At 71.3% G+C, this 23,478-nt stretch carries 21 protein-coding genes and 1 tRNA gene; 6 read left to right on the top strand and 16 right to left on the bottom strand.

Features of this window, described 5'->3' with window-relative positions; genetic code table 11:
* The first annotated feature begins 216 nt into the window (after positions 1-216).
* Complete coding sequence (locus V4Y03_RS11605) at positions 217-1,719, top strand: glycoside hydrolase family 18 protein (protein WP_332434864.1); 1,503 nt, start codon at positions 217-219, stop codon at positions 1,717-1,719.
* 410 nt (positions 1,720-2,129) lie between these two features.
* On the opposite strand, the gene V4Y03_RS11600 is transcribed toward V4Y03_RS11605, so the two are convergent.
* The 4 genes from V4Y03_RS11600 to V4Y03_RS33890 all read right to left on the bottom strand — a co-directional run bounded on the left by V4Y03_RS11600 (position 2,130) and on the right by V4Y03_RS33890 (position 5,268).
* Positions 2,130-2,202: transfer RNA gene (locus tag V4Y03_RS11600), tRNA-His, on the bottom strand.
* Between the two features lie 139 nt (positions 2,203-2,341).
* Positions 2,342-2,944, bottom strand: coding sequence for an oligoribonuclease (gene orn / locus V4Y03_RS11595; protein ID WP_317873872.1), 603 nt, complete (start codon positions 2,942-2,944; stop codon positions 2,342-2,344).
* A 236-nt stretch (positions 2,945-3,180) separates the two neighbouring features.
* Positions 3,181-4,350: a helix-turn-helix domain-containing protein gene (locus V4Y03_RS11590; protein WP_317873871.1), complete on the bottom strand. Its 1,170-nt coding sequence runs from the start codon at positions 4,348-4,350 to the stop codon at positions 3,181-3,183.
* A gap of 468 nt (positions 4,351-4,818) precedes the next feature.
* On the bottom strand, positions 4,819-5,268 hold the full coding sequence (locus tag V4Y03_RS33890; RefSeq protein ID WP_443079772.1) for a hypothetical protein: 450 nt from the start codon (positions 5,266-5,268) through the stop codon (positions 4,819-4,821).
* 342 nt (positions 5,269-5,610) lie between these two features.
* On the opposite strand from V4Y03_RS33890, the gene V4Y03_RS11580 reads away from it, so the two are divergent.
* Positions 5,611-6,132, top strand: coding sequence for a universal stress protein (locus V4Y03_RS11580; protein WP_317873870.1), 522 nt, complete (start codon positions 5,611-5,613; stop codon positions 6,130-6,132).
* Between the two features lie 176 nt (positions 6,133-6,308).
* On the top strand, positions 6,309-6,872 hold the full coding sequence (locus tag V4Y03_RS11575) for a GPR1/FUN34/YaaH family transporter (RefSeq protein ID WP_332434863.1): 564 nt from the start codon (positions 6,309-6,311) through the stop codon (positions 6,870-6,872).
* Positions 6,873-7,014: 142 nt separating this feature from the next.
* Here the strand turns inward: V4Y03_RS11575 and glmS are convergent, their stop codons facing one another.
* Positions 7,015-8,832 (bottom strand): glutamine--fructose-6-phosphate transaminase (isomerizing), encoded by a 1,818-nt coding sequence (glmS, locus tag V4Y03_RS11570; RefSeq protein WP_317873868.1) that lies wholly within the window; start codon positions 8,830-8,832, stop codon positions 7,015-7,017.
* Positions 8,833-8,872: 40 nt separating this feature from the next.
* Positions 8,873-9,148, bottom strand: a complete 276-nt coding sequence (locus V4Y03_RS11565; RefSeq protein ID WP_056558524.1) for a hypothetical protein — start codon at positions 9,146-9,148, stop codon at positions 8,873-8,875.
* Between the two features lie 194 nt (positions 9,149-9,342).
* On the opposite strand from V4Y03_RS11565, the gene V4Y03_RS11560 reads away from it, so the two are divergent.
* Positions 9,343-10,977, top strand: coding sequence for a beta-N-acetylhexosaminidase (locus tag V4Y03_RS11560; protein WP_332434862.1), 1,635 nt, complete (start codon positions 9,343-9,345; stop codon positions 10,975-10,977).
* A 69-nt stretch (positions 10,978-11,046) separates the two neighbouring features.
* Here the strand turns inward: V4Y03_RS11560 and V4Y03_RS11555 are convergent, their stop codons facing one another.
* Positions 11,047-11,256: a DUF397 domain-containing protein gene (locus V4Y03_RS11555; RefSeq protein WP_332434861.1), complete on the bottom strand. Its 210-nt coding sequence runs from the start codon at positions 11,254-11,256 to the stop codon at positions 11,047-11,049.
* A complete protein-coding gene (locus V4Y03_RS11550) occupies positions 11,253-12,092 on the bottom strand; it encodes a helix-turn-helix domain-containing protein (RefSeq protein WP_332434860.1) in 840 nt (279 codons plus the stop codon). The genes V4Y03_RS11555 and V4Y03_RS11550 overlap by 4 nt, the downstream gene beginning before the upstream one ends.
* Positions 12,093-12,192: 100 nt before the next feature.
* Between V4Y03_RS11550 and V4Y03_RS11545 the strand changes: the two genes are divergently transcribed.
* Positions 12,193-12,606 carry a hypothetical protein gene (locus V4Y03_RS11545; RefSeq protein ID WP_317873864.1) on the top strand — a complete coding sequence of 138 codons (414 nt, stop codon included), beginning with the start codon at positions 12,193-12,195 and terminating at the stop codon, positions 12,604-12,606.
* Positions 12,603-12,911 (top strand): hypothetical protein, encoded by a 309-nt coding sequence (locus V4Y03_RS11540; protein WP_332434859.1) that lies wholly within the window; start codon positions 12,603-12,605, stop codon positions 12,909-12,911. Before V4Y03_RS11545 ends, V4Y03_RS11540 begins: the two co-directional genes overlap by 4 nt.
* Before the next feature lie 282 nt (positions 12,912-13,193).
* On the opposite strand, the gene V4Y03_RS11535 is transcribed toward V4Y03_RS11540, so the two are convergent.
* The 8 genes from V4Y03_RS11535 to V4Y03_RS11500 form a co-directional block, all read right to left on the bottom strand.
* Entirely contained in the window at positions 13,194-14,909 is a 1,716-nt protein-coding gene (locus tag V4Y03_RS11535) for an IucA/IucC family protein (RefSeq protein ID WP_443079869.1), read from the bottom strand.
* A gap of 113 nt (positions 14,910-15,022) precedes the next feature.
* On the bottom strand, positions 15,023-15,553 hold the full coding sequence (locus V4Y03_RS11530) for a GNAT family N-acetyltransferase (protein ID WP_317873861.1): 531 nt from the start codon (positions 15,551-15,553) through the stop codon (positions 15,023-15,025).
* Positions 15,550-16,833 carry a lysine N(6)-hydroxylase/L-ornithine N(5)-oxygenase family protein gene (locus V4Y03_RS11525; protein ID WP_332434858.1) on the bottom strand — a complete coding sequence of 428 codons (1,284 nt, stop codon included), beginning with the start codon at positions 16,831-16,833 and terminating at the stop codon, positions 15,550-15,552. Before V4Y03_RS11525 ends, V4Y03_RS11530 begins: the two co-directional genes overlap by 4 nt.
* On the bottom strand, positions 16,820-18,283 hold the full coding sequence (locus V4Y03_RS11520) for a pyridoxal phosphate-dependent decarboxylase family protein (protein ID WP_332434857.1): 1,464 nt from the start codon (positions 18,281-18,283) through the stop codon (positions 16,820-16,822). Before V4Y03_RS11520 ends, V4Y03_RS11525 begins: the two co-directional genes overlap by 14 nt.
* A gap of 132 nt (positions 18,284-18,415) precedes the next feature.
* The gene (locus V4Y03_RS11515; RefSeq protein WP_332434856.1) at positions 18,416-19,321 is read right to left on the bottom strand and encodes a siderophore-interacting protein; all 906 of its coding nucleotides are present in this window, start codon (positions 19,319-19,321) and stop codon (positions 18,416-18,418) included.
* A 122-nt stretch (positions 19,322-19,443) separates the two neighbouring features.
* Positions 19,444-20,604, bottom strand: coding sequence for an acyl-CoA dehydrogenase family protein (locus tag V4Y03_RS11510; protein WP_317873857.1), 1,161 nt, complete (start codon positions 20,602-20,604; stop codon positions 19,444-19,446).
* 8 nt (positions 20,605-20,612) lie between these two features.
* A complete protein-coding gene (locus tag V4Y03_RS11505; RefSeq protein WP_332434855.1) occupies positions 20,613-21,542 on the bottom strand; it encodes a hydroxymethylglutaryl-CoA lyase in 930 nt (309 codons plus the stop codon).
* Complete coding sequence (locus V4Y03_RS11500) at positions 21,539-23,473, bottom strand: ATP-binding protein (RefSeq protein WP_332434854.1); 1,935 nt, start codon at positions 23,471-23,473, stop codon at positions 21,539-21,541. Before V4Y03_RS11500 ends, V4Y03_RS11505 begins: the two co-directional genes overlap by 4 nt.
* Between the last annotated feature and the right edge of the window lie 5 nt (positions 23,474-23,478).

Below are 23,478 nucleotides of genomic sequence, written 5' to 3'. Positions count from 1 at the left end.
TCGCCGACGGCGGGGCGAACCGCCCCCCGTCTTCTCGCCGCTCCCGGCCGAACCGCCCGCCCTGCCCGCGCCCAACCTTTCGTGGCTCCGATGCCTTCCTTAAGCGGAGCCTAAGGATCCCCGTCCGCGTCCCCGGACGCCGTTCTGTCCGCTTCCCGGTCGCTAGCGTGCTGCCCGCACCCCCTCCCCACACCCCAGCACAGAGGCAGGCACCCGATGGGCACCAGTTCGCACCGGCGCAGGGCGAGCACCAGGACGAAGATCGCGGGTGCGGTCGTCGCCGCCGCGGTCGTCGGCGGCGCCGCGTTCGCGCTCACGGGTACGGCCCAGGCGGCGGCGGTCGGCGCCGCGTACACCAGGACCAGTTCCTGGACCGGCGGCTACACCGGCCAGTACGTCGTCACCAACGAGACCGCCGCCGCCCAGTCCGACTGGACCCTGGAGTTCGACCTCCCGGCCGGCACGGCCATCGGCTCCCTCTGGAACGGCGAGCACACCGTCTCCGGCCGCCATGTCACCGTCCGGCCCGCGAGCTGGAACAAGCAGCTGGCGCCCGGCGGCTCCGTCACCGTCGGTTTCGTCACCTCGGCCGCCGGAGCGGCCGGCGACCCCACCGGCTGCCTGATCAACAAGGCCGCCTGCTCCGCCGGAGGCCCCGCCCCCACCCCCAGTGGCCGCCCCACCGAGCAGCCCACCCCCACCACCGCCCCGACCACGACGGCGCCGCCCACCCCCGCGCCCACCACGGCCGCCCCCACCACGGCCCCGCCCACCACGGCCGCGCCCACCCCCACCCCCACGGCGACCGCGACCGGCACCCCCGTCGGCGCCGCGAAGTTCGCCCCCTACGTCGACACCTCGCTCTACCCGGCGTACGACCTCCTCGCCACCGCCGACGCCACCGGCGTCAAGGAGTTCAACCTCGCCTTCGTCACCTCCGGCGGCTCCTGCGCCCCGCTGTGGGGCGGTGTCACCGACCTGGCGAACGACAAGGTCGCCGCCCAGATCGGCGCCCTGCGCGCCAAGGGCGGGGACGTCCGGGTCTCCTTCGGCGGCGCCGCCGGCCACGAGCTGGCCCTGAACTGCTCGTCCTCCTCGGCGCTGGCCGCCGCGTACGGCAAGGTGATCGACCAGTACGGGCTGACCAAGGTCGACTTCGACATCGAGGGCGCCGCGCTGCCGGACACTGCCGCCAACACCCGCCGCGCGCAGGCCATCGCCCAGCTCCAGAGGTCCCACCCCGGCCTGAACGTCTCCTTCACCCTGCCGGTGATGCCCGAGGGCCTGACCCAGCCGGGCGTGGACCTGCTCGCCGACGCGAAGCGGAACGGGGTCCGTACCGACGCCGTCAACATCATGGCGATGGACTACGGGCCCGCCTACAGCGCCGACATGGGCACGTACGCGATCCAGGCGGCGACCGCGACCCAGGCGCAGGTCAAGGGTGTCCTCGGGCTCTCCGACGCGGCTGCCTGGAAGGCCGTCGCCGTCACCCCGATGATCGGTGTCAACGACGTCGCGAGCGAGGTCTTCAAGGTCGACGACGCCACCCAGCTCGCCGACTTCGCGAAGTCCAAAGAACTCGGCTGGCTCTCCATGTGGTCCTCGACCCGCGACAAGCAGTGCGCGGCCGGCGCGATCGACTACGCGGACGCCACCTGCTCCTCGGTCCTCCAGCAGCCGCTGGCCTTCACGAAGGCCTTCGCCGCCTACAAGTGACCGCCCCCGTCACCCGCGGCCGACCGCCCCCGCCCACCCGCACCCGACGACCTCCCCCGTCCCCCCACACCGCGCGCCCCGGCCGGACCCCTACCACCGGCCGGGGCGCGCACCCCTTTGAGCAGGTCCAGCTCGATGCAGTAGCCGGCCCGCTTCGGGTCCTCGGCGATCTTCATCTGGGCGCCTTCGAGGAGCAGGTCGAGGCGCTGGCGGGGGCAGGGGGATGGGGTCGACACCTCGCCCGAACGGGTGAGCGGGCAAACGGATGTGCGGGTGAGGGTGGCGGCCCGGCGCGTAAGGGGGGCGATGTGGGCCGTCGGCCCGGGCGTCACGGGGCCGGTGCGGGCCGTTCGCCCCGGCGCACAACGACGCAGGCCCCGGTTCTTTCGAACCGGGGCCTGCGCTCTGAGGGTGAGTAACGGGACTTGAACCCGCGACATCCTGGACCACAACCAGGTGCTCTGCCAGCTGAGCTATACCCACCATGCCCGGCGGTTTCCCCGAAGGTTTCCCTGACCGGCCGAGAAGAAGTCTACAGGGTCTTGGAGGGTGCTCGCGCCCGCATTGTTTCGGGGGCGCGAGCAGGCCCTATGCGAAGGGATTCACGCGGCCGGAACGGGGATCATTCGGCCGGTACGACATGACGGGCCGCGATCTTCTTCGCGGTGTCCGAGTCCGGTCCGGGCTGCGGGACGAAGACCGCCTCCCGGTAGTAGCGCAGCTCCGCGATGGATTCGCGGATGTCGGCGAGGGCCCGGTGGTTGCCGTTCTTCTCCGGACTGTTGAAGTACGCCCTCGGGTACCAGCGGCGGGCCAGCTCCTTGACCGAGGAGACATCGACGATCCGGTAGTGCAGGTGGCTCTCCAGGGCGGGCATGTCCCGGGCGAGGAAGCCGCGGTCCGTGGAGACCGAGTTCCCGCACAGGGGCGCCTTGCCGGGTTCCTTGACGTGCTCGCGGATGTACGCGAGGACCTGGGCCTCCGCGTCGGCGAGCGTGGTGCCGCCGGCGAGCGCGTCGAGCAGCCCCGAGGACGTGTGCATCTGGCGCACGATCTCGGGCATGGTCTCCAGGGCCCTGTCCGGCGGGCGGATCACGATGTCCACTCCGTCGCCGAGCACGTTCAGTTCCGAGTCGGTGACCAGTGCGGCCACCTCGATGAGTGCGTCGTCCGTCAGCGAGAGCCCGGTCATCTCGCAGTCGATCCACACCATGCGATCGTTCATGCGTCCTACCTTAGGGCCTGCCCGACCATTCCCGCCGGGTCCGGACCGCCCGGCACGAAGGCTCGAACGGCCCGGCGCGATCCGGCGCGAAGGGCCGGCCGGGCCCAGCGGGTCTTCTTCTTGTCCGGGCGCGCCGACGGGCGCCCGGGGAGGTGTCCCCGGGCGCCCGTCGGTCCTGCGGTGCGCGGCTTGTGGCCACGCCGGTCCTTCCGCGGGGGGCCTGTCGGCCGGTCCCCCTACGGCGCGCTGCGCTGGCCCGGGAGCGACGCGCGCCCCGGAACGTAGGCGTCGGACTGCGGCTTCCCCGGCTCGAGCGGCGACCCGGGTCGCCGGACACCCGCCGAGAGCTGCGCGGGCACGACCGGGTCGAGCACCGCCGTGGCGGTCTCGCCCTGCGGCCGACGGGCCCGGTACGCCGCCCGGTAGGCGGCCGGCGAGGAGCCGAGCTGGCGCCGGAAGTGGCCGCGAAGTGCCACCGGGGAGCGGAAACCGCACCGGCCCGCGACCTCGTCGACCGAGTAGTCGGAGGTCTCCAGGAGCCGCTGCGCCTGCAGCACCCGCTGGGTGATCAGCCACTGGAGCGGGGCCGAACCGGTCAGCGAGCGGAACCGGCGGTCGAAGGTCCGCCGGGACATGTAGGCGCGGGCGGCCAGCGTCTCCACGTCGAACTGCTCGTGGAGGTGCTCCAGCGCCCAGGCGACGACCTCGGCCAGCGGGTCGGCGCCGATCTCCTCAGGTAAAGACCTGTCGAGGTAGCGCTCCTGACCGCCGCTGCGCCGCGGCGGGACGACGAGTCTGCGCGCCAGCGCGCCCGCCGCCTCGGTGCCGTGGTCGGTCCGCACGATGTGCAGACACAGATCGATTCCGGCCGCGGTGCCGGCGGAGGTCAGTACGTCCCCGTCGTCGACGAAGAGCTCCCGGGGGTCCACATGGACCGACGGGTAGCGCTTGGCGAGCGTCGGCGCGTACATCCAGTGGGTCGTCGCCGGCCGGCCGTCGAGGAGGCCGGCCGCGGCGAGGACGAACGCCCCCGTGCACAGGCCGACGATCCTGGCGCCCTCCTCGTGGGCGCGGCGCAGCGCTTCGAGCGCCTCCGGCGGCGGCGGCGAGGTGATCGACCGCCAGGCCGGTACGACGACGGTGCCCGCGCGGCTGATGGCCTCCAGGCCGTAGGGCGCGGTCAGTTCGAGTCCACCGGTGGTCCGCAGCGGGCCGTCCTCGCCCGCGCAGACGAGCAGTCGGTAGCGTGGCACCCCGGCGTCCTGCCGGTCGATGCCGAACACGGAGAGCGGGATGGAGCTCTCGAAGATGGGGCCGCCGCTGAACAGCAGCACCGCGACGACTTCGCGACGGCGGCGTCCGGTCAGCTTCCGTGCGGCCTCCGGTACGGCGGAGTCCTGGCTCATGACGCTAAGCCCCCCTCGGTGTTCGCGTCTCCCTGGTCGTGTCGCTCCTGCACGTTTCCCCTCGGTTTTGCACGAGACCCCAGTCTTCGGTACCCATGATCGAATCTACTGCGTCCCGTGCCGCCGGCGTGACAAGTTCTCCGTCCGGTGGATTGTCGACAAGGCCACTTGGCGTGAAGCGATCGATCGCGAAGTCTTCCGTCCGGAGGTCGCCGGGGGAGGGTCCGGTACGGCGAACACCCCCGTAAGCGGGGGGTGCGAGCCCCTGGAGCGGGGCATTCTCGGGTGCCGGCACCAGGGTTGGGCAATCGTTTTGCCAAGGACTCGCCGACGGATGGAAGTTGGCCGAAAACATATGGGTTCGGGTGTACGAACCTGTCAACTCCAGGAGGGGCGGGCCCGGTGGGGGGCTCCTTTTCGGACCGGTTTGCCCCCCCGTTCACCCCGCTCCCCGTCCACCGGGGCCGCTCAGGCGCGGCGCCTGCCGTGCGGGACCTCGGCCCGCAGCCCGCGCTCCGAGCGGCGCAGCAGGGCCCAGCACGCGGCCGTCACCGAGACGAGTCCGAACGCGGTCCCGGCGGCCCCGGCGAGCGAGGCGCCGTAGACGACGAGGACCACCGGGACGAGCGCACAGCAGAAGACCGCCCAGCGGACGACGTCACCGGCCTGGTCGCCCGCGCCCGCCGTCCCCGCGCCGGACCCGGGACCCGTACGCGACCCGGGGCCCGCACCCATCGGTCCCGGTGCGGTGCCCATCGGTCCCGGCGTCGCGCCCACCGGTCCCGGTGCCGCTCCCGCGTCCGGGTCCCCGGGAGCGGCCCATGTGGTGGTGGGGGTGCGGCGGAGCCCGTGCGGCCCGGAGAGAAGGGGGGCGGGGGCGGTGGAGGTCTGGCCGGCGGCGGTCGATGGTGCGGGCACGGGCGGTCTCCCTGCGACGGTGGGCTGGACCTGTGGCAACGAGGAGCGGAACGTTACGGTCACTCTCGGCGACGTCCGTTTGGCCCCCGTACGGACGCCTGTAGGGCACATCCGCCATTGCCAGATCCCGAACCCCTCGGGCATGCTCCCTGGAACGCCGCGCGTGAGCGGCGGGCACGCCAGGAGTGGCACGGCAGGCTCTGGGCAGGAGAGGAGTGGCGCCGTACCCTTGGGGGTATGGGCTTGGGAAGATGATTCCCGGACACAGCTCCGCCGCCACCCGTCGTTCGTCCCCTTCTTTCCCCGTCCCTTCCCACGAGGACCTTCTTCGCCGAGACACCGATGGCCGGTCACGAATTCCCCGAACCCGCGGACCGCAAGCGCGTCGCCGATTCCACGGTCGACCCCCTCGCGGTAGAACAGCCACGTCATGCCTGCGACCCGGCCTTCCGGCACGGGGTGGTCGTCGGCTTCGACGGCTCCACGTCCAGTGAGCGAGCCCTCGCGTACGCCATCGGCATGGCCAGGCGCTCCGGCTCGGGCCTGATCATCGTGCATGTGGCCAACCGGCTGCCCACCACGGTGTGGGCCGGCTGCGAGCCCCCCGTCTTCGTCGACGTGCCCGACCACCGAACCGAGGTCCTCGGCCTCGAACTGGCCTGCGCGGAGCACCTGTCGGAGGTGCCCTGGATCCTGGTCGAGCGCGGCGGGGACATCTGTCACGAGCTGCAGGAGGTCGGCCGGGAGTACTCGGCCGACGCGATCGTGGTCGGCTCCACGCACGGGATCGTCGGCCGGATCTTCGGCTCCGTGGCCGGGCGCCTCGCGCGCCGCGCGCAGCGGCCCGTGATCGTCATCCCGTAACGGGTACGGGGACTCCTTCCGCCCCTCATGACCCGTCAGGCACCAGGGTCAACTGCCGTTCTCCGGCCATAATTTCGGACTTCCTCAGGTGAATTGTGCGCTTGTGAAGGGTACATAAAGGTCACCGGAACACAGCAGCTCACGCAGTACACCTGCGCATCTGAAGGGAGCCCGCCGTGGACAACGAAGTCGCCGCGGGAAACACCACTTCCACTCTCGGACACCTGGCACTCGGACTCACCCTGCTGGCCTTCGGCCTGGGTGGTACGGGTGTCATCGACAACGTCGCGGCGACGGACGCCGCGGGCCTCGCCACCTGGGTCGGCGGGGTGACGCTCTTCCTCGTCGGCCTGCTCGCCCTGCGCGCGGGCGACAAGGGGGAGGGCACGGCGTTCGCGGCGCTCGGCGCCTTCTGGTTCACCTGGGGGACCGCCGCCGGCGGCGGCGCCTCGGCCGACGCCATCGGCGTCTTCCTGCTCCTGTGGGCGCTGCTGGCGCTCACGCTGACGCTGGCCGCATCGGGCGGCGGACTGTTCGGCCAGGGCGTGTACGGGCTGCTGTTCGTGGCGCTCCTGCTGCTCGGCATCGGGGCGCTCGCCGACAACGGCGGGCTCGGGAAGGCGGGCGGCTGGGTGGCCGCCGCCGCCGGTCTCGTCGCCTGGTACGGCGCCACGGCAGCGGTCGCGGGCTGGCCGACCTCCCTGGCCCGCGCGGGCCGAGGGGCCCCGGCAGCGAGCTGACCGTACGGGACAGGCGAACCGAGCCCCAAAGAAAGCGGCCCCCCGTGCACCTGGGATGCACGGGGGACCGCTTTCGTGTCCGGTCGAACGCCGGGGGACAGGCCCGGCGCGCGGGGGGCGGGGGGACAGGCCCGCCCGGGTGCTACTCGACCGTGACGGACTTGGCCAGGTTGCGCGGCTTGTCGATGTCGCGGCCCATGGCGAGCGCCGTGTGGTAGGCGAGGAGCTGGAGCGGGATGCCCATCAGGATCGGGTCCAGCTCGTCCTCGTTCTTCGGCACGATGATGGTGTGGTCGGCCTTGGCCTGCTCCTGGTGCGCGACCGCGAGGATGCGGCCGCTGCGGGCCTTGATCTCCTCCAGGGCGGCACGGTTCTTCTCGAGGAGGTCGTCGTCGGGGACGATCGCGACCGTCGGCAGCGCCGGCTCGATGAGGGCGAGCGGGCCGTGCTTCAGCTCGGAGGCCGGGTAGGCCTCGGCGTGGATGTAGGAGATCTCCTTCAGCTTGAGGGAGGCCTCCAGGGCGACCGGGTAGCCACGGACACGGCCGATGAACATCATCGACTGGGCGCCCGCGTACTCCGCCGCGATCTTCTTGATCTCGTCCTCGGACTCCAGGATCTCCTGGATCTGCGCGGGCAGCTTGCGCAGGCCCTCGATGATCCGCTTGCCGTCGGTGACGGACAGGTCGCGGATCCGGCCCAGGTGCAGGGCGAGCAGCGCGAAGGCGGTGACCGTGTTGGTGAAGCACTTGGTGGAGACGACGCAGACCTCGGGGCCGGCGTGGACGTACACGCCACCGTCGGCCTCGCGGGCGATGGCGGAGCCGACGACGTTGACGACGCCGAGGACGCGGGCGCCCTTCCGCTTGAGCTCCTGGACGGCGGCGAGCACGTCGTAGGTCTCACCGGACTGGGAGACGGCGATGTAGAGGGTGTCGGGGTCCACGACCGGGTTGCGGTAGCGGAACTCCGAGGCCGGCTCGGCGTCGGCGGGGATGCGGGCCATCGACTCGATGAGCCCGGCGCCGATCAGACCGGCGTGGTACGAGGTGCCGCAGCCGAGGATCTTGATCCGGCGGATGGTGCGGGCCTCGCGCGGGTCCAGGTTCAGGCCGCCCAGGTGCACGGTGGAGAAGCGGTCGTCGATCCGGCCGCGCAGCACGCGGTCGACCGCGTCGGGCTGCTCGGAGATCTCCTTGTGCATGAACGTGTCGTGACCGCCCATGTCGTACGAGGCGGCCTCCCACTCCACGGTCTCCGGGGTGGCGGTGGTGGACGCGCCCGAGGTCGTGTACGTACGGAAGTCGTCGGCCTTGAGGGTGGCCATCTCGCCGTCGTCGAGGGTGACGACCTGGCGGGTGTGGGCGATCAGCGCGGCGACGTCGGAGGCGACGAGCATCTCCTTCTCGCCGATGCCGAGGATGACCGGGGAGCCGTTGCGGGCCACGACGATGCGGTCGTTGAAGTCGGCGTGCATCACGGCGATGCCGTAGGTGCCCTCGATGACCTTGAGCGCCTCGCGGACCTTCTCTTCCAGAGTGTCGGCCTGGGAGCGGGCGATGAGGTGGGTGATGACCTCGGTGTCCGTCTCGGAGGCGAAGACGACGCCGTCGGCCTCCAGCTTGGCGCGGAGCTCCTGGGCGTTGTCGACGATGCCGTTGTGGACGACGGCGACCTTGTTCTCGGGGTCCAGGTGCGGGTGCGAGTTCACGTCGCTCGGCGCGCCGTGGGTGGCCCAGCGGGTGTGGGCGATGCCGGTGGTACCGGTGAAGCGCTTGGGGACCTTGGCCTCCAGGTCACGGACCCGGCCCTTGGCCTTGACCATCTTCAGGCCGGAGGCCTTCGGGCTGGTGACGACCATGCCGGCGGAGTCGTATCCGCGGTACTCCAGACGCGCCAGGCCCTCAAGGAGCAGGGGGGCGACGTCGCGCTTTCCGATGTAACCGACAATTCCGCACATAAAGGTGAAACCCCTCCAGGTTGGTGAGTGTGCCCGTGCCTCAGCCGTAGACGATGCGGCGCAACTGCCGGAGCGAGAGCTCCGGTGGTGCCACCGCCCGGTGCGGCAGTTCCGTCGCGATCCGTTCGAAGATCTCGGCGTTCACCGCCCCGCCGGACTGCAGCTCGCGGTGGCGGCGGCGGACGAAGTCCTCGGTCGACTCGTCGAAGTACGCCAGCACGTCGAGGATCACCCGGGCGGCCTCACCGCGCTGGAGCGCGGTGCTGCGGACCAGGTGGTCGATGAGGTCGTCGTGCGACGGTCGGCGTTCGAGCACCCGTGAATACTGAGGGGTCCACCCCGCCTTCCGCAAGAATCCTGCCCGATATCGGGCAGGGGTGTCATGATCCAGGGCTTTCGGGTGTGGCTTGGTCCAGACCTTGACCGTTCGGAGTCTCAGCGGTACGGATGGTGACGGTTCGGATATACAAGTCGACAGACGCGCCCAACCGATCGAAAGGGACCCAGCCTGTGAGACAGCGCCGAAGGATTCCGCGCCTGATCGGATCACTGCTCCTGGTCGCCGCCGCCGGGGTCGGCTGCGGGGAGGCCGTCGCCGACAGCCGGACGGACGGCAGGAACGGCGGCGCCGCCGCCGAGCCCGAGGTCCGCCCGCTCGGCCGCATCGTGCCCGTACCCGCGTCCGTCACCCCCGAGGGCGAGCCCTACACCCTGACCCGCGCCACCCGCATCGGCGTCGACGGGGCCTCCCCCGAGTCGCGGGACGTGGGCCGCTACCTCGCCGGACTCCTCCGTCCCGCCACCGGCTTCCCGCTGCCCGTCGTCGACGCGGCCGGGGCCCGAGGCGGCATCCGCCTCCGCCTCGACCCCGACGACACCGCGCTCGGCGACGAGGGCTACCGGCTGCACTCCGCGCCCGACGGCCTCACCCTCACGGCCCACGCCCCCGCGGGTCTCTTCCGCGGCGTCCAGACCCTGCGCCAGCAGCTCCCCGCCGCCGTCGAGCGCCGCAGCGTCCAGACCGGGCCCTGGAAGATCGCCGGCGGCACCATCACCGACACCCCGCGCTACGGCTACCGGGGCGCCATGCTCGACGTCGCCCGCCACTTCTTCACCGTCGACGAGGTGAAGCGGTACATCGACCAGCTCGCCCTCTACAAGGTCAACACCCTCCATCTGCACCTCTCCGACGACCAGGGCTGGCGCATCGCCGTCGACTCCTGGCCCCGCCTCGCCACCTACGGCGGCTCCACCGAGGTCGGCGGCCTCCCCGGCGGGTACTACACCAAGGAGCAGTACAAGGAGATCGTCCGGTACGCGGCCTCCCGCTACCAGGAGGTCATCCCCGAGATCGACATGCCGGGCCACACCTTCGCGGCCCTCGCCTCCTACGCCGAACTCAACTGCGACGGCGTCGCCCCGCCGCTCTACACCGGCATCAAGGTCGGCCTCAGCTCGCTCTGCGCGCCGAAGCCCGTCACGTACGACTTCGTCGACGACGTGATCCGCGAGATCGCCGCGCTGACCCCCGGCCGGTACCTCCACATCGGCGGGGACGAGGCGCACTCCACCAGCCACGCGGACTACGTGACCTTCATGGACAAGGTGCAGCCGGTCGTCGCCAAGTACGGCAAGAAGGTCGTCGGCTGGCACCAGCTGACCGGCACGACGCCCGCGCCCGGCGCCCTCGTCCAGTACTGGGGCCTCGACCGCACCCCCGCCGCGGAGAAGGAGCGGGTCGCCGCCGCCGCCCGGAACGGCGCCGGGCTGATCCTGTCGCCCGCGGACCGCACGTACCTCGACATGAAGTACACGAAGGACACCCGCCTGGGCCTGGCCTGGGCCGGCTATGTGGAGGTCCGCAAGTCCTACGACTGGAACCCGGCGACGTACCTGCCGGGAGCCCCGGAGGACGCCGTCCGAGGCGTCGAGGCCCCCCTGTGGACGGAAACCCTGGCCACGACGGACGACCTCGACGTGATGGCCTTCCCGCGCCTGCCGGGGGTGGCGGAACTGGGCTGGTCCCCGGCGTCCACCCACGACTGGGACACCTACAAGCAACGCCTGGCGGAACAGGCCCCCCGCTTCCGGGCCCTGGGCATCGACTGGTACCGCTCACCGGAGGTGCCCTGGCCGGCGGAGTAGGAGCCGGTACGTAGACGGGAAACGCCCGGCCGGGGAGACCCGGCCGGGCGTTCCGCGTACGTGCGCGGGTCAGACGTTCCCGAACGCGCTGCCCTTGACGCCGGTGACGAAGGCCGTGAAGGCGGCGGCGGCGACGTCGAGCACCGGGCCGGTGGGGCGCTTGGAGTCACGGACAGGGACCGAGCCGAGGGAGCCGACCAGGTTGGTGGCGACCTCGACGCACTCACCGCCGGTGGTGCTGTAGGAGGACGTGAACCAGCGGGGGAACTCGGTCGTCACGGCGTGCCCTTTCGTGCCTCATTGATCACGACCACGGATTCAGATTGGCTGAGCGACGCGGCCTGTAGTTGATGGTAGCCCGTCAGCAAGGCCAGGACGGCGGTGCTTTCGCGCTCTACGTGACCCTGCGCGTGAGTCTCGGCGTACGCGACCAGGGACCGGTCCGTCAGCGTGAGCAAGTTGACCGGCAGGTTGAACGAGCGGCGCTCGCCTATGTCGAAGGGTGCCACCTGGACCACGGTGTTCGGCAGCTCGGAGAACTCGACCAACCGTTGCAGTTGGGCGTCCATGACGCCGGGGCCCCCGATCGGGCGGCGGATGCAGCTTTCGTCCATCACCACGAACACCATGGGAGGCCGGTCTCGCGCCAACTTCGCCTGCCGGTCGGCCAGGAACGCGAGGTGCTCCTCTGCCTGTTCGGGGGTGATGGAGCCGCGCCGTACGTCGCCGTACGTCAACGCCCGTGCGTACTCCCGGGTCTGTAGCAGCCCGGGGATGATCCCGAGATGGAACGAACGGATCTCGACGGCACGCCCCTCGTATCCGACGTACTCCGGGAAACCCTCCAGCAGCACACCGTGTCTCAGTTCCCGCCACTCGCGTTCGAGTGAGTCGCTGGTTCCGGCGAGGCCGAAGACCTGGTCGGCCTTGCGCGAGAACGGGAGGGTCGGCGGTTTGCGACAGGTTTCCACGGCGGAGATGTGCTGGCTGGTACAGCCCATGGGGCCCGCCAGGTCCTCCTGGGTCCAGCCCCGCTCCTCCCGCAGCCTGCGCAGATGAGCCCCATAGGCCGCCTGCGGGCTGGAATTCGGTCGTAACTCCTTGCGGTTCGCCACAACTCATCCTTCGCATCCGATTAGTTGAAGGGTTCCAGACTCTAGGACACTCTGGGCACCCTTGGTAGTGAATCCACTACGGAGAGGAGTGTCCGTGCCCGTGCACAGTCAACCCGCCGCCGGCGCCTTCGTGGCCGATGTCGGCAACGGAACGACCCGGCTCGGCAGGGTGTCGCGCAGCCAGGTCGGGTGCGTCTACCTGCGTCCCCCGGGCGGTGGCGCCGAGTGGGCCGCGTCGCCCGAGGACCTGCGCGCGCCCACCGAGGGCGAGTGGTCGACCATCCGGGTCCTCACCACCCCCGTACCCGCGACGCTCGTCCTGTCCGCCGACCACGGGCTACGCCCCCGCCCCGAGCCGGCTCCGGACTGCACGCCGTGCGCGCATCTGGTGCGGTGGTTCGACCTCTACATGGGCACCGGGCCGCAGCACGACGAATCCGCCGCCGTGGACTGCGTCGTGGAGATCCGGAACCACCCGCACGACCCGCCGAAGATGCGGATCGAGGCGCCGTGACGGCGGCACCGGTGGACGTACCCGTCACGCGCCGGATCGGCCCGCACCCGCAGGGGGAGGTCGTCGCGACGGCCTACTGCCTGGACGGCGGGTGCACCTGGGAGACGCAGCCGACGCCCGCGCCCCCGGGCGTGAACGTCGAATGCCTGGCGCATGCCGTCGCGATCGGGCACGACACCTTCGCCGTGACGGTCGAGTACGTCGCCCTGGTCACGGACGGCCCCCCGATGAGGCTCCAAGCCGTGGCCGTCACGGCCGTGAGCTTCGTCGGTGCTCTCGCCATGGCTCTCGTCGTCAGCCGGTGACCTCGAACGGCCCTGGGGTACGCCCCTTCCTCCCGGCTGCGGGCTCTCAAGGGGAAGGAAGGGGAGCTCCACCCGGAGCGGTCCGTTCCGCGGGGCCCGGCCCCGCCGCCGGGCCCGGGATCCCGCGGCGGATACTCATGGGTAGCCGGACTCATGCCCTCCTGCTGGGCCATCGCCACCAGCCACTACCCGATCGGGGTATGGGGACCCTCCAGAAGGCAGATGCGAGCCCCGGCGGAGGACCGTACTCCGGCGGGGCTCGCATCGGTTCCGGGGGAGGTGTCAGGCGAAGCGGGCTATCGGGTTGACCAGGTCGCCCACCAGTTGGAGGGCCGCCGACGGGTCCGCCAGGTCCACCATCTGCTTGTTGTCGCGGAGCTGGAGGCGGTTCAGGGCCGACAGGGCGAAGGTCTCCGCGAACATGTCGTACTGGGCGAACCGGTCCGCCAGTTCCGGCTTCGACCGCTCGTAGCCGCGTACGCACTCCGCGACCGTCCGCCAGAAATCGTCCTCGTGCAGGACGCCCTCCGTCGCCAGCGTCGCCGCCAGGAAGCGGAAGAAGCAGTCGAAGACGTCCGTGAAGACCGACAGGAGCTTCATGTCCTCCGGGACATCGGCGCGCACGCGCTCCACCGCCGGAGGCAGGACCGCCGTCGGGTCCATGACGACGATCTCCTCCGCGATGTCCTTGAAGATCGCCCGCACCACCGCCCCGCGCTCGTCCAGGACCAGGATCACGTTCTCGCCGTGCGGCATGAACGCCAGGTCGTACGCGTAGAAGCTGTGCAGCACAGGCAGCAGGTACGCGTCCAGGTACCGGCGGAGCCACGCCGTCGGCGCCTGCCCCGACTCCTTGATCAGCGCCCCCGCGAACGACGCGCCCGCGTGGTCCACATGGAGCAGAGAGGCCATCGTCGCCAGCCGCTCGCCCTCGGCGAGGGTCGGCACCGGCGACTCGCGCCAGAGCGCCGCCAGCATCTTGCGGTACGGCGAGTAGCGGTCGGTCGCCGCCTCGTACTCCAGGTGCCGGTAGCCCACCGCCGCCCGCTCGCGGATGATCGAGAAGCGGGCCGCCGCGAACACCCCGTCGGAGGCGATCAGACCGGTCAGCCAGTCGTTGATCGCCGGCGTGGCCTCCATGTACGCGGCCGAAAGCCCCCGCATGAAGCCCATGTTGAGCACCGAGAGGGCCGTCTTCACGTAGTGCTTCGACGGGTCCGAGGTGTTGAAGAAGGTACGGATCGACTGCTGCGCCAGATACGCGTCGTCGCCCTCGCCCAGGTACACCAGACGCTCCCGCGCCACCTCCGCCGCGAAGGTCACGGACAGCTTGTTCCACCACTGCCAGGGGTGGCAGGGCATCAGGAGGTACTCCGCCGGGTCCAGGCCCCGGGCGCTCAGCGCCGCCGCGAAGCCGTCCACCGTCGCCTCGCCCAGCTCCGCGCGGACGAAGGAGTCGTACTCGATGTCCGCGCCCGCCGTGAACGTCGCCCGGTCCCGGCGCGCGGCCAGCCAGATCAGCCGGATCTCGCTCGCGGCCTCGGGGGCGTACGCCCGGAACTCGTCCACACCGAAGCCGAGCCGGCCGTTGTTGGCGACGAAGCAGGGGTGCCCCTCCGTCATCCCCGTCTCGATCGCCTGGAAGCCGGCGCGGGCCAGCTCGGCGGAGGTGACGGGCGGTTTCGTCGACTTGTAGGCCGTACCGGCGAGGGTGGAGGAGATCTCCTCCAGGTAGACCGGGAGGACCTCGTCGCTCAGGCCGAGCGAGCCGCGGAGTTCGATGACGAACTCCAGTGTGTCGAGCGGGAGTTGCTCGTCCCCGCGATGGCGGCTGATCGAGTCCGGGTAGACCTGCCAGTGGTCGAGGGCGAACCGGTCCGCCGTGAAGCGGTACTCGGTCGTGCCGTCGTCACTGAGCACCGCGTAGCGGCTCTCGCCCAGCTCCCTCGGGTGCAGCAGCCGCTCGTGGGCGAACTCCGCGAGGCCCTTGCGGATCAGGGCGCGGTTGGCGTCGGCCCAGCGCTCGGGGGTGAGGTGGGCGACGGGGTTCGCGGGCGCGGGGGCCGGTGCGGAGGAGGTCGCGGCCCCGGGGGACGCGAGGTTCACGGTGCTCACGCGGTCGCTCCCACTGCCGTCTCGAACTGCGCCCTCGTGCAGAAGCTCAGCAGCGCCGTCTTCTCCGGCTTCCGGATCTCCCGCTCCGGTACGAAGCCCACCGCCTCGTTCAGCGCGTGGACCGCCTTGTTGCCCACGTCCGGCTCGACGACCACGCGCGCGGTCGCCGGGTCGGCGAACAGCTCCTTCATCACGGCGGTGATCACCGTCCGGGTGAAGCCGTGCACGGGCGTGTCCGTGGGGGCGACGAGGAAGTGCATGCCGACGTCGCCCGGCCGGGGCTCGTACAGCCCGACCAGCTCCAGCTCCGCGGGGTCGTAGCGCTCCATCAGGAACGCCGGTTCGCCGTCGACGAGGCCGATGAAGGCGTCGTGGTGCGGGTGGGCGGTGATCGCCGCGTACTCGCGCTCGACGTCCTGGAGCGTCGCGTCCCGCATCATCCAGAAGGCGGCTTTCGGGTGGGTGACCCAGGGGTGGATCAGCCCGGCGTCCTTCGACGGGTCGAAGGGGCGTATCGATACGGTCATGCCGCGAACTCCTGGAAGGCGATGGTCTTCTCGACGGGGTAGTACTCGCGGCCCAGCATCGCTCCGATGATGTAAGCGTTGCGGTACGCCCCCATGCCGAGGTCGGGCGAGGTGACCGAGTGCGTGTGCACCCCGGCGTTCTGCAGGAAGACCCCGCTGCCGGTCGTGTCGATCGCGTAGTTGCGGGCCACGTCGAAGCGGCCCTGTCCGTCCCAGTTGAGGCGGTCGCGGACCGGCTCCAGGAAGGCGGGGACGGCGTACTTGTACCCGGTGGCGAGGATCAGGCCCTCGGTCTCCAGGGTGAAGTCCTTCTCCTGTTCCTCCTGGCGGAAGCCGAGGCTGTACGTGTCCGCCGTGGCGTCGTACGCGGCCGTGCGCAGCGCCGAGTTGGTGAGCAGCCGGGTGGGGACCGGGCCGTTGAGGTTCTTCTGGTAGAGCAGGTCGAAGATCGCGTCGATCAGCTCGCCGTCGATGCCCTTGAAGAGGCCCTTCTGCTCCGTCTCCAGGCGGTAGCGGGTCCGCTCGGGCAGCGCGTGGAAGTAGTCCACGTACTCCGGGGAGGTCATCTCCAGGGTGAGCTTGGTGTATTCGAGGGGGAAGAAGCGCGGGGAGCGGGTGACCCAGTTCAGCCGGTAGCCGTGGACGTCGATCTCGCTCAGGAGGTCGTAGTAGATCTCGGCGGCGCTCTGGCCGCTGCCGACCAGGGTGATCGACCTCTTCCTCTGCAGCTGCTCCTTGTTGGGGAGGTAGCGCGAGTTGTGGATCAGGTCGCCGCCGAGGTCCCGGCAGGTCTCGGGGACGTACGCGGGGGTGCCGGTGCCGAGGACCAGACGACGGGAGCGGAACGTCTCGCCGGAGTCGGTGGAGACGATGTACACCTCGTCGGTCTCGTCGAAGTCCACGGTCGTGACCGTCGTCGAGAAGCGGACCGAGGAGAGTTGCCCGGCGGCCCAGCGGCAGTAGTCGTCGTACTCGGTCCGCAGCGGGTAGAAGTTCTCGCGGATGTAGAACGAGTACAGCCGGCCCTTCTCCTTCAGGTAGTTGAGAAAGGAGTACGGCGAGGTCGGGTCGGCCATCGTGACCAGGTCCGACATGAACGGGGTCTGGAGGTGGGCGCCTTCGAGGAACATCCCCGAGTGCCACTCGAAGTCCGGCTTCGACTCCAGGAACAGGCCGTTCAGCTCGTCGACCGGCTCGGTCAGGCAGGCGAGTCCGAGGTTGAACGGACCGAGCCCGATGCCGATGAAATCGAGGGTCTGAGCCGTCTCAGGCGTGGACAAGGTTCTCTCCCAGGTACTGCTCGGCGTGGCCGGCTATCAGATCGAGGACGGCGGCGATGTCGGCCGCGGTGGTCTCGGGGTTGAGCAGGGTGAACTTGAGGTACTGGCGCCCGTCGACCGTCGTCCCGGCGACGACGGCCTCGCCCGAGGCGAAGAGGGCCTTGCGGGCGTGGAGGTTGGCCCGGTCGATCTCCTCGGGGGAGACGACGGCCTCCGGGACGTACCGGTAGACGAGGGTGGAGAGCCGCGGCTCGACCACCACGTCGTAGCGCGGGTCGGCGGCGAGCAGCGCGAAGCCCTCGGCGGCCAGGTCGCAGACCTCGTCGAAGAGCTGCCCGACGCCTTCGGCGCCCATCACGCGCAGCGTCATCCAGAGCTTGAGCGCGTCGAAGCGGCGGGTGGTCTGGAGGGACTTGTCGACCTGGTTGGGGATCTTCTCGGCGACCGTGCGGCGCGGGTTGAGGTAGTCCGCGTGGTACGTCGCGTGGCGCAGGGTGGCGCCGTCGCGGACCAGCAGGGCGGAGGAACTGACCGGCTGGAAGAAGGACTTGTGGAAGTCGACGGTGACCGAGTCGGCCCGCTCGATGCCGTCCAGGAGGTGGCGGCGGGTCGGCGAGGCCAGCAGCCCGCAGCCGTAGGCCGCGTCCACGTGCATCCAGGCGCCGTACTCCTCGGCGAGGGCGGCGATCTCGGGCAGCGGGTCGATCGAGCCGAAGTCGGTGGTGCCGGCGGTGGCGACGATCGCCATCGGGACCAGGCCCTCGGCGCGGCAGGCCTCCAGCTCGGCGGCGAGGACGACGGACTGCATCCGCTTGTCCCGGTCGACCGGGATGGAGATGACGGCGTCCTGGCCGAGACCGAGGAGCGTGGCCGACTTCTGGACGCTGAAGTGGCTGCACTCGGAGGAGAAGACGCGGAGCCCGGCCAGCCCGGCGGGGCCGGTCCGGTCGGTCCGTCCCGCCGTCGCCTCCTCGCGGGCGAGGAGCAGCGCCTGCAGGTTGGACTGGGTGCCGCCGCTGGTGAACACCCCGTCGGCGAGCGGGCCGAGGCCGATACGGCCGGTGGTCCAGTCGACGAGCCTGCGCTCGATGAGGGTGCCGCCCGCACTCTGGTCCCAGGTGTCCAGCGAGGAGTTGACCGCCGAGAGGACGGCCTCGCCGAGGACGGCGGGGATGACCACGGGGCAGTTGAGGTGCCCGAGGTAGCGGGGGTGGTGGAAGTAGACGGCGTCGCGGAGGTAGACGCTCTCCAGCTCGTCGAGGGCGGCGGAGGAGTCGCCGAGCGGGAGGTCGAGGTCGACGGCGTCGATGACGGGCGCGAGTTCGGCGGGCGTCACGCCCGTGAACGGGCCGCGCGTCGCGGCGAGTTTCCTCGCCACCCGCTCCACTCCTTCGGTGACGGAGCGCCGGTAGCTCTCCGCCGTCGTGTCGTTGAGCAGGTGGGAACGCATGTGTGGGGGCCCTTCCGGGAGCGGACTCGGTCGGCTTGAGTAAGGTTAGCCTAACCTAACTTCATCGCACAACGGCCCCCCAACCCGAAAGGGCTGGGGGGCCGTTGGCCCTGTGGGGGTAGAGGGGCGGGGCTACGCCGCGTCCTGCGATGCGCCCCGCACTGCCTCGTCGCGCGTCGCGTCCCGCGCCTCGTCCTGTGTCGTCTCGTCCGGGACCTCGCGCAGTGCGTCCTCGGACAGCCCCTTGCGCCAGTAGCCGACGAACGTCACCCGGCGCCGGTCGAGTTCGCGCTCCCGCACGAAGTGCCGGCGCAGTGCCTTCACCGCGCCCGACTCGCCCGCGATCCAGACGTACGGGGCCTCCCCGGCCAGTTCGGCCCCGCGCACCGCGTCCACGGCGGACGGCGCCCCCTCCTCCCGTACGAGCCAGGTGACGGTCGCGTCGGCGCGCGTCGACAGCTCCATGCGGTCCCCGGAGTAGGGCACTTCGAGGAAGACCCGGGCGCGGGTGTCGGCCGGCAGCCACTCCAGGATCGCCGAGGCGGCCGGAAGGGCGGTCTCGTCCGCCCAGATCACGACGGAGTCGGCGTCCTCGGGCAGCCGGAAGCGGACGCCGGTGTTCTCCGCGACGGCCGGTCCCAGTACGACCACCCGGTCGCCGGGCGCGGCGCGTCCGGCCCAGCGGCAGGCGGGGCCGCCGTCCTCGTGGATCGCGAAGTCGATGTCCATCTCGTGCACCGGCTCGGTGCGCTGCTCGCGGACGGTGTACGAGCGCATCACGGCCCGCTCGTCGTCGGGCATCGCGCGCCAGGCGCCGAGGATCGCGTACATGTCGGGATCGTCCAGCGGCGGCAGGACGGGTGCCGGCTGGCCGGGGTGCGGCAGGAAGAGCGAGAGCGACTGGTCGCGGCCCCCGGCGGCGAAGTTCTTCAGCTCGTCCCCGGTGAAGGTGACCCGGACCAGGGACGGGCCGAGCCGCCGGGTCCGGTCGACCTGGAGGGGGAAGAACTGGAAGGGGGCGGTCTCGGCGTGCGTCATGAGAACGTAGGTTAGCCTAACCTCACTAATCTCCATAGGGGTGCGGGGGCAGGGGATACGGGGGTACGGCGAAGCCCGCCGCCCCGAGGGGACGACGGGCTCGCCGCGGGGAGGGGTCCGCGTCAGGCCGGCAGGCCCAACTCCCGTGCGATCAGCATCCGCTGGACCTCGCTCGTGCCCTCGCCGATCTCCAGGATCTTCGAGTCGCGCCACATGCGGGCCACCGGGTACTCGTTCATGAAGCCGTAGCCGCCGTGGATCTGGGTCGCCTCGCGGGCGTTGTCCACCGCTACCGTCGAGGAGTACAGCTTCGCGATGGCCGCCTCCTTCTTGAAGGGCTCGCCGAGGACCAGCCGCGAGGCCGCGTCCCGCCAGCCGATCCGGGCCATGTGCGCCTTCGTCTCCATGTCGGCGATCTTGAACTGGATGGCCTGGTTGTCCGCGATCGGACGGCCGAAGGCGTGCCGCTCGTGCGCGTACTTCACCGACTCGTCGACACAGCCCTGCGCGAGGCCCGTCGCGAGCGCCGCGATGGCGACCCGGCCCTCGTCGAGGATGCGCAGGAACTGCGCGTACCCGCGGCCCTCCTCGCCGAGCAGGTTCTCCACCGGGACGCGGACGTCGGTGAAGGACAGCTCGCGGGTGTCCGAGGCGTTCCAGCCGACCTTGGAGTACGGGGCGGCGACCGTGAAGCCCGGGGTGCCGGAGGGGACGATGATCGAGGAGATCAGCGGCCGACCGTCGGGCTTGCGGCCGGTGACCGCCGTGACCGTCACCAGACCCGTGATGTCCGTACCGGAGTTGGTGATGAAGCACTTGGAGCCGTTGATCACCCAGTGGTCGCCGTCGCGGACGGCGGTGGTGCGGGTGCCGCCGGCGTCGCTGCCGGCGCCCGGCTCGGTCAGCCCGAACGCGCCGAGGACCTCACCGGCGCACAGCTTCGGCAGCCACTCGCGCTTCTGCTCCTCGGTCCCGAAGCGGAACACCGGCATCGCGCCGAGCGAGACACCGGCCTCCAGGGTGATCGCGACGGAGGAGTCGACCCGGGCCAGCTCCTCCAGGGCGATCCCGAGCGCCAGGTAGTCGCCGCCCATGCCGCCGTACTCCTCGGGGAACGGCAGCCCGAACAGGCCCATGCGGCCCATCTCGCGGACGATCTCGTACGGGAACTCGTGCCGCTCGTAGAGGTCGCCGATCTTCGGCGCCACCACGTCGTGCGCGAACGCCTCGACGGTACGGCGGAGTTCCTCGTGCTCTGCGGAGAGCCGGTGGTCGAGGGACATGGTGTTCGTCACTCCTTGTGGGAGAGGGCGCGGACGGTACGGGAAGGGCTGGGGCGGCCCAGCCGCTCGGCCATCCACACGCTCGTGGCGGTGAGGGCGGCCAGGTCGATGCCGGTCTCGATGCCGAGACCGTCGAGCATCCACACGAGGTCCTCGGTGGCGAGATTGCCGGTCGCGCTCTTCGCGTACGGGCAGCCGCCGAGGCCGCCGGCGGAGGCGTCGACCGTGGTCACCCCGTGGCGCAGGGCGGCCAGGGTGTTGGACAGGGCCTGTCCGTAGGTGTCGTGGAAGTGCACGGCGATACGGGAGGTGGGGACGCCGGCCTCGTTCAGGGCCGTCAGGAGGGCCTGGACATGACCGGGGGTGGCGACGCCGATGGTGTCGCCGAGGCTCAGTTCGTCGCAGCCCATGTCGGCGAGGGCCTTGGTGACCCGGACGACCGGCTCGACCGGCACGGCGCCCTCCCAGGGGTCGCCGAAGCACATCGAGAGGTAGCCGCGGACCTTGAGCCCCGCCTCCATGGCGCGGGTGACCGTCGGCGCGAACATCGCGAGCGCCTCGTCGACGGTCCGGTTCAGGTTGGCCTTCGCGAAGGACTCGGTCGCCGAGGCGAACACGGCGACCTCGCGGGCGCCGAGCGCGAGGGCCCGGTCGAGACCGCGCTCGTTCGGCACGAGCACCGGGAGCCGGACGGGGAGGTCGCGGACGAGCGGGAACAGCTCCTCCGCGTCGGCCAGTTGGGGCACCCACTTCGGGTGCACGAAGCTGGTCGCCTCGATCGTGCCGAGCCCGGCGGCGGCCAGCCGCCGCACGAACTCCGCCTTCACGTCGGTCGGGACGGCCGTCTTCTCGTTCTGCAGCCCGTCCCGGGCACCGACCTCGTGGATCCGGACCCGGGCGGGGAGCGCGGGGTCGCGGACGGTCATGGGCAGGGTCATTCCGCGGCCTCCTCGCGGGGGGTCACCACGGCCAGGATCTGGTCCATGGCGACGGTGGTGCCGGGGGTGACGTCCAGCTCGGTGACGGTGCCGGCGTGCGGGGCGGAGATGACGTGCTCCATCTTCATCGCCTCCACCACCAGCAGGCTCTGCCCGGCCTCGACCTCGTCGCCGACGGCGACCTTGACGACGGTCACCGTCCCGGGCATGGGCGCGGCGAGCGTGTCGGCACCGCCGTGCCGGGCGCCGGAGAGGGCGGCGGCGACGGGGTCGTGATCCATGACGTGCCAGGAGTCGCCGTCGCGGCCCAGCCAGTCGCCGGCGTGGCGGAAGGTGTGGGTGACGCCGTCCAGGGCGACCGTCACCGCGGTGTCCGTGACCCGGGTGCCGGCCGGCGCCCCGGCCATGACGGGCTCGTGCCCCGGTACGCGGAACGGCAAGGCGAGCGGCTTCGCGGTGCCGCCGAGGCGCCAGCCGCTCGGCACGTCGAACGGGTCCGTCCAGCCGTCCCGGGCCTGCGGGGCCAGCCGCGCGAGCCGTACGGCCGCCGCCGCCGCGTACACCTCCTCCGGAACGCCCTCCGGGATCAGGCTCTCCGCGTCCCGCTCCACCAGCCCCGTGTCCAGCGCGCCCGAGACGACGTCCGGGTGGGCGAGGAGGCGGCGGAGGAAGCCCGCGTTCGTCGGGACGCCCAGGGTGACCGTGTCCGCCAGGGCCGCGCGCAGCTTCCGCAGGGCCGCCTCGCGGGTGGGGGCGTGGACGATGACCTTCGACAGCATCGGGTCGTAGAGGGACGAGACCTCCGTGCCCTCCGAGAGGCCCGAGTCCGTGCGGACGCTTCCCCTCTGCGGCTCGTTCAGCGCCAGGACCGTACCGCCCGAGGGCAGGAAGCCCCGGGAGGGGTCCTCCGCGCAGATCCGCGCCTCGACCGCCCAGCCGTCCAGCCGGATGTCCTCCTGCGCGAACGGCAGCGGCTCGCCCGACGCCACCCTCAGCTGCCACTCCACCAGGTCGACGCCGGTGATCAGTTCGGTCACCGGGTGCTCGACCTGGAGGCGGGTGTTCATCTCCATGAAGCAGTACGAGGACGGGTCGCCGCCCGGCACGATGAACTCGACCGTGCCCGCGCCGACATACCCGCAGGACCGGGCCGCCTCGACCGCCGCCGCACCCATCGACGCCCGGAGCTCCGGGGTCAGCAGGACGCTCGGCGCCTCCTCGATGATCTTCTGGTGGCGCCGCTGGAGCGAGCACTCGCGCTCGCCCAGGTGGATCACGTTCCCGTGGGTATCCGCGAGGACCTGGATCTCGATGTGCCGGGGCCGGTCGATCCACCGCTCCACCAGCAGCGTGTCGTCACCGAAGGAGGCACGCGCCTCGCGCCGGGCCGCCGCGATCTCGTCCTCGAGGACCGTCAGGTCCCGGACGAGCCGCATGCCCTTGCCGCCGCCGCCCGCGCTCGGCTTGAGCAGGACGGGCGCGCCCAGCTCGCGGGCGGCGTCGACGATGTCGGGGTCCGCGGCGCCGGGCACCACGGGCACGCCCGCGGCCTTCACGGTCTCCTTCGCCCGGATCTTGTCGCCCATCAGGGAGATCGCGGCGGCGGAGGGGCCGATGAAGACCAGGCCCGCGTCCGCGCAGGCCTGCGCGAAGCCGGCGTTCTCCGCGAGGAAGCCGTAGCCGGGGTGGACGGCCTGCGCGCCGGTCCGCCGGGCCGCGTCGAGCAGCGCCGGGACGGACAGATACGACTCGGAGGCCGACGGCGGGCCGATCCGTACCGCCGTGTCCGCCTCCCGTACGTGGCGGGCGTCGGCGTCCGCGTCGCTGTACACGGCCACCGAGCGGACGCCCATCTCCCGCAGGGTGCGGATGACGCGGACGGCGATCTCGCCCCGGTTGGCCACGAGGACGGTGTCGAACATGCTGTGCATCTCCT

Source organism: Streptomyces sp. P9-A4 (assembly GCF_036634195.1).
Lineage (GTDB): Bacteria > Actinomycetota > Actinomycetes > Streptomycetales > Streptomycetaceae > Streptomyces.
This window is presented reverse-complemented; position numbering and strand designations above follow the sequence as displayed.

What these genes read in the sequence shown, in the direction of transcription:
- V4Y03_RS11520 (WP_332434857.1), bottom strand. Translation starts at nt 18,283, where the DNA reads ATGCGTTCCCACCTGCTCAACGACACGACGGCGGAGAGCTACCGGCGC.
- V4Y03_RS11590 (WP_317873871.1), bottom strand. Translation starts at nt 4,350, where the DNA reads ATGAGCCAGGACTCCGCCGTACCGGAGGCCGCACGGAAGCTGACCGGA.
- V4Y03_RS11505 (WP_332434855.1), bottom strand. Translation starts at nt 21,542, where the DNA reads ATGACCCTGCCCATGACCGTCCGCGACCCCGCGCTCCCCGCCCGGGTC.
- V4Y03_RS11580 (WP_317873870.1), top strand. Translation starts at nt 5,611, where the DNA reads ATGGCCGGTCACGAATTCCCCGAACCCGCGGACCGCAAGCGCGTCGCC.
- V4Y03_RS11510 (WP_317873857.1), bottom strand. Translation starts at nt 20,604, where the DNA reads ATGTCCCTCGACCACCGGCTCTCCGCAGAGCACGAGGAACTCCGCCGT.
- V4Y03_RS11605 (WP_332434864.1), top strand. Translation starts at nt 217, where the DNA reads ATGGGCACCAGTTCGCACCGGCGCAGGGCGAGCACCAGGACGAAGATC.
- glmS (WP_317873868.1), bottom strand. Translation starts at nt 8,832, where the DNA reads ATGTGCGGAATTGTCGGTTACATCGGAAAGCGCGACGTCGCCCCCCTG.
- V4Y03_RS11530 (WP_317873861.1), bottom strand. Translation starts at nt 15,553, where the DNA reads ATGACCGTATCGATACGCCCCTTCGACCCGTCGAAGGACGCCGGGCTG.
- orn (WP_317873872.1), bottom strand. Translation starts at nt 2,944, where the DNA reads ATGAACGATCGCATGGTGTGGATCGACTGCGAGATGACCGGGCTCTCG.
- V4Y03_RS11515 (WP_332434856.1), bottom strand. Translation starts at nt 19,321, where the DNA reads ATGACGCACGCCGAGACCGCCCCCTTCCAGTTCTTCCCCCTCCAGGTC.
- V4Y03_RS11500 (WP_332434854.1), bottom strand. Translation starts at nt 23,473, where the DNA reads ATGCACAGCATGTTCGACACCGTCCTCGTGGCCAACCGGGGCGAGATC.